This window comes from Streptomyces novaecaesareae (assembly GCF_000716875.1).
Taxonomy (GTDB): Bacteria; Actinomycetota; Actinomycetes; order Streptomycetales; family Streptomycetaceae; genus Kitasatospora; species Kitasatospora novaecaesareae.
In genome coordinates this window covers 21,553-30,418 of sequence record NZ_JNWQ01000083.1, presented here as the reverse complement: position 1 = coordinate 30,418, position 8,866 = coordinate 21,553, and the positions used below count along the sequence as shown (strand labels likewise).

The window sequence follows — 8,866 nt, the reverse complement described above, 5'->3', positions numbered from 1 at the left end:
TTGGCACGCTGTTGAGTTCTCAAGGAACGGACGCTTCCTTCGGACCGCCTTCCAGCGGACCCTCCGGGCTTCGTTCTTTCGTGTTTCCAGCTTATCAGACGTTTTCCGCCCCGTTTTCCGGAGTTTCATTCATCGGATTTGCTTTCCGCTTTGTCGCCCCGGTCTCCCGCGGCGACTCCGGAACTGTACGGGTCTGGGCCCGCCGCATGCAAATCGCCCCTGCCCGGACTCCCGGGCAGGGGCGATCTGAGTCGAGCTGAGTCGTTCAGCAACCGGTCCGGGGACCGGTCAGCGGACCTCGGTGATCTCCGGGCCGCGGGCGAACGGGTCGAGCGAGGTACCGCCGAAGCGGTTGTCGCCCTCGCCGGCGACGGCGGCTGCCCCGCCACCGTCGGCCACCATCTGGGCGTCCTCGGGGAGCTTCAGCACGATCGGGTCGCGGGGAGCCATCGGGGCCTCGCCGCGGACGACGACCGTCTGCCGGAAGACCTGCTCCAGGATCCCGGCCATCTCCGGCTGCACCGCCGCCTGGCCCGAGATCACGCCGCGCAGGAACCAGCGCGGGCCGTCGCAGCCGACGAACCGCACCAGCTGGACACCCTGGGTGCCGTCCGGCAGCTGGACCGGGACCTGGGCGCGGAGGTGCCAGCCGAGCGGGCCCTCCTCCTCGTCGATGAGGCCGCCCTGCGAGGTGATGCCGTTCGCGATCTCCTCCCGGACCTCCCCCCAGATGCCCTCCGACTTCGGGGCCGCGAAGGCCTGGAGCTGGATGGCGCTGTTGCCGAGCACGAGGGTCGCGGCCACGATCGCGTCACCGGCGACCTCGACGCGCAGCTCCATGCCCTCGACACCGGGGACCAGCAGACCCCCGAGGTCGACTCGCCCCTCCTCGGGGTTCTCCAGCTCGGAGTGGTCCCACGGACCGTCCGGCCGCGGGGCCGGCGGCAGGCCGACCCTGTCGGCCGGGTCCAGCTCGGTCACGTTCTCGCTCTCGGCGGAACCTTCGACGTCATCGGCCGTCTCGTCGGCGCTGATGGCGTCGTCGGCGAGCTGCTCGACAGCGTCCTCGCTCTTCTGGCGACGACGGAACACGGTCACTGTCCTTCCCGGTCCAAGACCGATGCGAATACCTGCTCGGCTTCCTGCGAGGCCGCGGGAATGCTAGACCGCGGCATGGCCGCCGGTCGACCCGAACCCGCCCTCGGCGCGTGCCGACCCAGGCAACTCCTCCACCTCGTGGAAACGGGCCTTCTCGACCTGCTGGATCACCAGCTGGGCGATCCGGTCCCCTCGGCGGAAGCTGACCCCCTCACGCGGGTCCAGATTGACGACGATCACCTTGATCTCTCCACGGTACCCGGCATCGACCGTCCCCGGGGCGTTCACGAGGGCAACTCCGCAACGAGCTGCGAGCCCGGAGCGGGCGTGGACGAAGGCCGCGTAGCCGTCCGGGAGGGCGATGGCTACGCCGGTGGGGAGCACCGCCCGCTCGCCCGGGGCCAGCTCGGCGTCGACGGTGGTGCGCAGATCGGCGCCGGCGTCCCCGGGCTGCGCGTAGGCGGGCAGCGGCAGCTCGGGGTCGATGCGCTTGATCAGGACGTCCAGCTGCGGGCGGGGGGTGTCGCTCAAGGGTTCACCTCAAAGGCTCGTGCGCGCTTCATCAGATCCGGGTCGTCGAGGACCTTCTCGATGTCCTCGGGACGACCGTGCGTGGTGAAGTGTTCCAGCTTCACCTGGATGAAGAGCGCCTGCGCCCGCACGGCGACCGGTCCGTCCGGGCCGCCGATCCGCGCCTCGGCGGCGCTGTAGATCTTGCGGCCGTGCATGCCGGTGACCCAGGCGCGCAGGTGCAGCACCGAGTCGACGGGCACCGGGCAGAGGAAGTCGGTCTCCAGTCGGCCGGTCACGGCGGGGGCGTGCAGCAGCCAGTTGAGCGTGCCGAGGGTCTCGTCCATCGCCGTCGTCAGCAGGCCGCCGTGGGCCAGCCCGGGGCCGCCCTGGTGGTAGTCCCGGACGGTGAACTCGGCCGTGACGTCGAGTCCCTCGCCGGCGATCGCGTCGATCCGCAGGCCGCCGGGGTGCTGCGGGCCGCAGCCGAAGCAGTGCTCGTAGTGCGAGCCGAGCCGGGTGCCGGGGGCCGGTGCCTCGGGGGCGCGCGGCGGCAGGACGGCGTCCGGGGGCGGGGTGGTCGGGGTCGGCGGCATCGTGGGCGCCGGCCGGTCGGTGGGGGTGCTGGGGGCAGTCGTACCGGTCACGGGCCCCAACCCTACCCAGGGGTAGGAAGGCCCCCGGTGGGGGTGGCGTCCCGGGCCTGGCGTCAGGGTGCCCACAATGGGGGCATGTACGACGAACGCCTCACGGTGCCGCGCTCCTGGTGGCTGCTCCCGGTCGCGGTGGGCCTCACGCTCGCGCTGATCCTGATCCGGGTCAGCGGCCCGGCCGCGCTGGTCGGGCTGGTGGTCGGCATCGCCGCCGGCGCGGTCGCGATCAGCAGCTACGGCTCGGCCCGGATCCGCGTGGTCCAGGGCTCGCTGGTGGCCGGGCCGGCCCGGATCCCGGTGGACGCGCTCGGTGCCGCGCAGGCGCTGAGCCCCGCCGAGGCCGCGGCCTGGCGCGGCCCGAAGGCCGATCCCCGCGCCTTCATGCTGCTGCGCAGCTACGTCCCGACGGCGCTGCGGGTCGAGGTGACCGACCCGGCCGACCCGACGCCGTACCTCTATCTGTCGACCCGCTCGCCGATGAAGCTGGCGGAGGCGCTGGAGGAGGCCCGGCGCGGCGCCCGCACCTGACGGCGCGGGCGGGAGGGCCCCGGGAGGGCCCGAAAAGGCCTGGAAGACGGAGAGGGACGGTTCCGCGGATGCGGGACCGTCCCTACGACTTTGTGCCGGCCGACGCGTCGGCCGACTCCGTCCTGCCGGGGCCGTCCGTCCGGACGGACGGCCCTCGGAACTGCCGTCCGGCCCCGCTGCCCGGGGCCGGAAGGAGCGGTGTGCCGGTCCCGCGGGAGCCGCGGGTACCGGGCCCTGTCCGCCGCGGTGCTCAGGCGCCGCAGTCCCGGCAGATCGGGTTGCCGTTCTTCTCGCTGTAGAGCTGGCTGCGGTGGTGGACCAGGAAGCAGCTCATGCAGGTGAACTCATCGGCCTGCTTCGGCAGCACCCGTACGGCGAGCTCCTCGTTCGAGAGGTCGGCGCCGGGGAGCTCCATGCCCTCGGCGGCGTCGAACTCGTCGACGTCGACGGAGCCGCCGCCCTTGTCGTTCCGACGAGCCTTGAGCTCCTCGATGCTGTCTTCGTTGAGCTCGTCGTCGGTCTTGCGTGGGGTGTCGTAGTCGGTTGCCATTTTTCGCTCTCCCCCTCCGGGTTTGTGCGGTGTGTGCGGTATCTCCAGCGCACGTAACGCATGGGGGGCCGGTCTTGTGCCCGACCCGAGGCGGAGATTTTGCCTTACTTCAAGCCCTGTTACTCAATCGACACTCAGCCCGGGGTCCATCGGGGTGATCCCCGGGGCTGCCGGAGGCCTCACGCTGGGCCATCACCGGCCCTCCTCGGGCCCAGAAAACCGACCACGCACAGTGAGCACTAATGGTGCGGGTACTCACCGATTCCCTTGCCCATCAGGGATGCCGCCCAATCCGACGGACCCGCCCGGGGGTGGAATCCGGTCACGGACGGCGATCGACACCCTCGACCGAGTGATCACTCTCCGGGGTTGGCCGAAATCGTGGAGCGACACGGTGTGAGCTTGGTCACGTTCAGAATCTTCCGGGGCAAACCACGGAAAATCCACCCACTCCGACCGGCCGTCGACCACCCACCGAAGGCTCATCGAAGGCTCACCCGGGACCGAGATACGCCCCGGACTCGCCCGAGACTCGCCGAAGGGTTCTAGCCGGCGTTGCGCCGGGCCTCCCGGCGCGCCAGCAGGGCGGCCTGGCGCTCCTCGAACTTCCGGGCCTGCGAGTCCAGGCCGTCCAGGAAGACGCCCAGCTCGTTCTGCGCCAGCAGCCCCTCCGGGCCGAGGTCGCCGATCTCCATCACCTTGAGCTTGCGCAGCACCGGCTGCAGCACGTCGTCGTGGTGGATGCGGAGGTTGTACACCCCGCCGAGGGCGATCTGCGCGGCGGCGCGCTCGAAGCCGGGGATCCCGTGGCCGGGCATGCGGAAGTCGGTGACCACGTCGGCGATGGCGCGCATGGCCTGGTCGGGGGCGATCTCCAGGGCGGCCTTCAGCAGGTTCCGGTAGAAGACCATGTGCAGGTTCTCGTCGTTGGCGATCTTCGCCAGCAGCTGCTCGCAGAGCGGGTCGCCGGCGTACTTGCCGGTGTTGCGGTGCGCGATGCGGGTGGCGAGCTCCTGGAAGGCCACGTACGCGACCGAGTGCAGCATGCTGTGCGCGTTGTCGGACTCGAAGCCCTCCGACATGTGGCTCATCCGGGCCCGCTCCAGCTCCACCGGGTCGACGGCCCGGGTGGCGAGCAGGTAGTCGCGAATGGCTATGCCGTGGCGCCCCTCCTCGGCCGTCCAGCGGTGCACCCAGGTGCCCCAGGCGCCCTCGCGGCCGAACATGCTCGCGATCTCGTGGTGGTAGCTGGGGAGGTTGTCCTCGGTCAGCAGGTTCACCACCAGCGACACCCGGCCCAGCGCGGTCACCTGGGACTGGTCGAGCGACCAGGCCTCGCCGCCCAGCACGCCGTCGAAGTCGCGGCCCTGGCTCCACGGGACGAACTCGTGCGGCATCCACTCCTTGGCCACGCCCAGGTGGCGGTTGAGCTCCTTCTCCACGACCTCTTCGAGGGCCAGGATCAGCCGCGCGTCGGTCCAGCCGCTCGATCCGAGCGAGGTGCTGCTCTGCACAGGGGCGATGGTCATGGTCTTGCTCCCGGGGGACGGCACGCGCAGGGACGGGCGCGTTGGGCGGGCACGCGCCGTACGGACCCGTCGGCGGACGCGCTGACGGACTCACTTACGGTTGCGTAGGTTACGACACCGTAAGTTGCCCGGGCCGTAAAAGACAAGCCGCCCCCGCCAGGCCTTATGTCGTCTTGACAGGCCTGCCGGGGGCGGCCGTGAACGGTCGCTCACGGAGCGGGGCGGTCGGCCCTGCGGCGGGGGCCGGGCAGGCCCCGTGGCGGGGCCCAGGTCAGCCCTACGGCGCGGGGATGCGGACCCGCATGGTGAGGCCCCCACCGGCGCGCGGGGTGGCCTCGATGGTGCCGCCGTGGGCGCGCACCACCGAGCGGACGATGGACAGGCCGAGCCCGACCCCCTTGTCGCTGCGGGTGCGGTCGGCGCCCTTGATCCGGCGGAACGGCTCGAAGATGTGCTCCAGCTCGTAGCCGGGCACCACCGGGCCGGTGTTGGAGACCACCAGCTCGCCGCCGCCCGGCACCGCCGCGGTGGCCAGCTCGACCCAGCCGCCGGCGGTGTTGTACCGGACGGCGTTCTGCAGCAGGTTGAGCGCGAGCCGCTCCAGCAGCACGCCGTTGCCCGCGACCACGCCCGGATCGAGCTTCGAGCGCAGCTCGACCTCGCGCTTGTCCGCCTCGGCCCGGGTCTGCTCCAGCGCCCGGGTGGCCACCTCGGACAGTTCGACCGGGCGGCGGTCGGTCAGCTCGTTCTCGCTGCGGGCGAGCAGCAGCAGGCCCTCGACCAGCTGCTCGCTGCGCTCGTTGGTGGCCAGCAGGGTCTTGCCCAGCTGCTGCAGGTCGGCCGAGGCGGCCGGGTCGGAGAGCTGGACCTCCAGCAGGGTGCGGTTGATCGCCAGCGGGGTGCGCAGCTCGTGCGAGGCGTTGGCGACGAAGCGGCGCTGGGAGTCGAAGGAGCGGTCCAGCCGGTCCAGCATGTCGTCGAAGGTGTCGGCGAGCTCCTTGAGCTCGTCGTCCGGCCCGTCCAGCTCGATCCGCCGGTGCAGGTCGGAGGAGGCCACGTCGCGGGCGGTGCGGGTGATCCGGCCGAGCGGGCGCAGCACCCGGCCGGCCATCGCGTAGCCGGCCGCGAAGGCGATCACGGCGAGGCAGACCAGCATGGTGAGCGACTTGCGCAGCAGGGTGTTGAGCGCGGAGTCGGAGCGCGAGAGGTAGTCGGCGGCCTGCAGGTCGTTGAACTGCGAGCTGTCCATCGCGGTGCTGGTCCCGTTGGGGCCGCTGACCTGGACGAAGTTGCCGTTGAAGTTGAACTTGCGCGGCTGCAGGTACGAGACGGCGTCCTGGAAGAACACGTACATCAGCAGCAGCAGCACCACGCCGGCCATCAGGAACATCCCGCCGTAGAGCAGGGTGAGCCGCATCCGGATGGTGGGGCGGAAGGGCAGCCAGGCGAGTACGCCGTCGCCGGGGACGTACCGTCCGACCCGGTGGGCGCGCGGAGGGTGGACGGGCTTGGGCGGTACGGCGCGCGGGCCGCCGGCGGGCGCGCCGGAGGGCCCGCCGGCCGGGGGCGGGGTGGTCATGATCGTCCTCTCGGGGCGACCGCCGGGGGCGGGCGCGGGGTGGTGGAGTCCCTGGGGGGCGGGCCCCTCTTCGAATGGGGAATCCGTGGCGGATTCCGGTGGTCAGATCCGGTAGCCGGAGCCCGGCACGGTGACGATCACCGGCGGGTCGCCGAGCTTGCGGCGCAGCGTCATCACGGTGACGCGCACGACGTTGGTGAACGGGTCGGTGTGCTCGTCCCAGGCCTTCTCCAGGAGCTGCTCGGCGGAGACGACGGCGCCGCCGGCCCGCATCAGCACCTCCAGAACGGCGAACTCCTTGGGGGCGAGCTGGACGGTGCGTCCGTCGCGGATCACCTCGCGCCGGCCGGGGTCGAGCGAGATGCCGGCGCGTTCCAGCACCGGGGGCAGCGGGATGGTCGCGCGGCGGCCCAGCGCCCTTACCCGGGCGACGAGTTCGCTGAAGGCGAACGGCTTCGGAAGGTAGTCGTCCGCGCCGATCTCCAGGCCCTCGACCCGGTCGCTGATGTCGCCGGAGGCGGTCAGCATGATCACCCGGGTCGCCAGGCCCTGCTCGACCACCTTGCGGCAGACGTCGTCGCCGTGGACCAGCGGGAGGTCGCGGTCCAGGACCACCACGTCGTAGTCGTTGACCGCGATGCGCTGGAGCGCGGCCTCCCCGTCGTACACCACGTCGACGGCCATCGCCTCGCGGCGCAGGCCGGTCGCTACGGCCTCGGCGAGCAGCTGCTCGTCCTCGACGACGAGAACCCGCACGGTCGTTGTCCCTTCTCCAGGCCGGCCCCGGAAGCGGACGCACGGCTCCGACGGTGCCCCCATCCTGCCTGGTCCCGCGGTAAAGCAGCGATAAGCTGCCCCTCGGGCACGGGGCCGGGGGCCGCGACGGTGACTGTTCGTATCAGGACCACTCCGCTTGGACTGTGACACGGGCAACTTTCTTCCGCAGGGAGGTTTCCCGCCCACCTCCGGGGGGAGGACAGCTGCACACCCGCGATCTGGCCCTCGGCCGATCGCACCCACCCGCCGTGCGTTCATCCGCGCCGGCCCTGGGGCTGGGACATCACCGGGAGCGGCCGAAGGCCGTCTCCGCGCCCGACCGGAGAGCCACCACCTGCCGGCCGGGGCGCTTTCACCGGCGGTACCTCCTCAGGGCGGAGAGCGCACGACCGTGCACGTCCGACACAGTAAGGGGGCCCGTATGGACGCCTTCAAGGCCGGAATCCTGCAGCGCATAGCCAACGCCGAGCAGGACCTGCACCGCGCGATCGAGGCCGGGGACGAGTTCCTCGCCGAGGTGGAGCAGTCCGAGCTGGACGACCTCCGCCGACTCGCCGCCGAGCACGGCGTGGACACGGTGCTGGAGCGCCACCGCACCGCTGCCTGACCCGTCTCGACACCACCGACCCGTCGCCGGAACTCCGGCACCAGCGGCCCTGCGGGGGCCGTGCGAAAACCCAGGCCCTGGCATCCCCCGTATGCCAGGGCTCTTCGCATGCCCGGGGCCCTTCCGGGCGGCCGGATCCGGCCGCCCGGAAGGGGTCGTTCCACTCGGAACTTGGCAGTCCACCCGGAACCGGGCAGTCCGACCGGAAGGGGTCAGTCCGCCCAGGCGCGCAGCGCGGCCAGGCGCTCCTGCAGCGGCGCGTAGACCCCCGGGGCGGCGGCCACGGTGAGCTCGCCGTCCGGGCCGTGCCCGGGGCGGCCGCCGACCAGGGCGCCGGCCTCGGCCGCGATCAGGCAGCCGGCCGCGCGGTCCCAGGGGGCGAGGCCGCGCTCGTAGTAACCGTCCAGCCGCCCGGCGGCGAGGTCGCACAGGTCCACCGCGGCGGCCCCGCCCCGGCGGATGTCCCGCACCTCGGGCATCAGGGCCAGCAGCACCTCGGCCTGGCGCACCCGTACCGGCTGGACGTAGTTGAAGCCGGTGGCGATCAGCGCCTGGCCCCACGGCGGGGCCGGGCGGGCGGAGAGCGGCCGGCCGTTCAGCCGGGCGCCGCGCCCCAGGACGGCGTGGAACAGCTCCTCGCGCGCCGGGGCGTACACCACGCCGACGACCGCCCGGCCGTCCACCTCGGCGGCCACGCTGACCGCCCAGGAGGGCAGCCCGTAGAGGTAGTTCACCGTGCCGTCGAGCGGGTCCACCACCCAGCGCACCCCGCTGCTGCCGGTCCGCTCGGCACCCTCCTCACCGAGGTAGCCGTCGGTCGGGCGGCGGTCGGTGATCAGCTCCAGGACGAGCTTCTCGGAGGCGAGGTCCATCTCGGTGACCACGTCGACCGGGCTGCTCTTGGTGCCGGCCACGCCGAGGTCGGCGGGGCGGCCGTCGCGCAGCAGGGCGCCGGCCTGCCGGGCCGCGTCCAGGGCGACCTCCAGCAGGTCGTCGAGGAGCCGGTCGTCGGGCAGGGCAGGGGTGGGCACGGGA

Annotated in this window: 10 protein-coding genes; 2 read left to right on the top strand and 8 right to left on the bottom strand. The window is 72.3% G+C overall.

Features of this window, described 5'->3' with window-relative positions; all coding sequences use genetic code 11:
* Nucleotides 1–288: 288 nt before the first annotated feature.
* The 3 genes from OP86_RS26345 to OP86_RS26335 form a co-directional block, all read right to left on the bottom strand.
* Nucleotides 289–1,092, bottom strand: coding sequence for a DUF3710 domain-containing protein (locus OP86_RS26345; RefSeq protein WP_030057696.1), 804 nt, complete (start codon nt 1,090–1,092; stop codon nt 289–291).
* Between the two features lie 69 nt (nt 1,093–1,161).
* Entirely contained in the window at nt 1,162–1,629 is a 468-nt protein-coding gene (gene dut, locus OP86_RS26340; protein WP_030057695.1) for a dUTP diphosphatase, read from the bottom strand.
* Complete coding sequence (locus OP86_RS26335; protein ID WP_030057694.1) at nt 1,626–2,204, bottom strand: PaaI family thioesterase; 579 nt, start codon at nt 2,202–2,204, stop codon at nt 1,626–1,628. The genes dut and OP86_RS26335 overlap by 4 nt, the downstream gene beginning before the upstream one ends.
* Before the next feature lie 135 nt (nt 2,205–2,339).
* Between OP86_RS26335 and OP86_RS26330 the strand changes: the two genes are divergently transcribed.
* Entirely contained in the window at nt 2,340–2,789 is a 450-nt protein-coding gene (locus tag OP86_RS26330) for a DUF3093 domain-containing protein (RefSeq protein WP_030057693.1), read from the top strand.
* Between the two features lie 250 nt (nt 2,790–3,039).
* Here OP86_RS26330 and OP86_RS26325 read toward each other — a convergent pair whose 3' ends face one another.
* The 4 genes from OP86_RS26325 to OP86_RS26310 form a co-directional block, all read right to left on the bottom strand.
* Entirely contained in the window at nt 3,040–3,339 is a 300-nt protein-coding gene (locus OP86_RS26325; protein ID WP_030057692.1) for a DUF4193 domain-containing protein, read from the bottom strand.
* A 545-nt stretch (nt 3,340–3,884) separates the two neighbouring features.
* Entirely contained in the window at nt 3,885–4,868 is a 984-nt protein-coding gene (locus OP86_RS26320) for an acyl-ACP desaturase (protein ID WP_030057691.1), read from the bottom strand.
* Nucleotides 4,869–5,145: 277 nt separating this feature from the next.
* Entirely contained in the window at nt 5,146–6,447 is a 1,302-nt protein-coding gene (locus OP86_RS26315; protein ID WP_030057690.1) for a sensor histidine kinase, read from the bottom strand.
* Nucleotides 6,448–6,549: 102 nt separating this feature from the next.
* Nucleotides 6,550–7,203, bottom strand: coding sequence for a response regulator transcription factor (locus OP86_RS26310; protein ID WP_030057689.1), 654 nt, complete (start codon nt 7,201–7,203; stop codon nt 6,550–6,552).
* Nucleotides 7,204–7,645: 442 nt separating this feature from the next.
* On the opposite strand from OP86_RS26310, the gene OP86_RS26305 reads away from it, so the two are divergent.
* Entirely contained in the window at nt 7,646–7,831 is a 186-nt protein-coding gene (locus OP86_RS26305; RefSeq protein ID WP_030057688.1) for a hypothetical protein, read from the top strand.
* A 212-nt stretch (nt 7,832–8,043) separates the two neighbouring features.
* Here OP86_RS26305 and OP86_RS26300 read toward each other — a convergent pair whose 3' ends face one another.
* Entirely contained in the window at nt 8,044–8,862 is an 819-nt protein-coding gene (locus OP86_RS26300) for an inositol monophosphatase family protein (RefSeq protein WP_030057687.1), read from the bottom strand.
* Between the last annotated feature and the right edge of the window lie 4 nt (nt 8,863–8,866).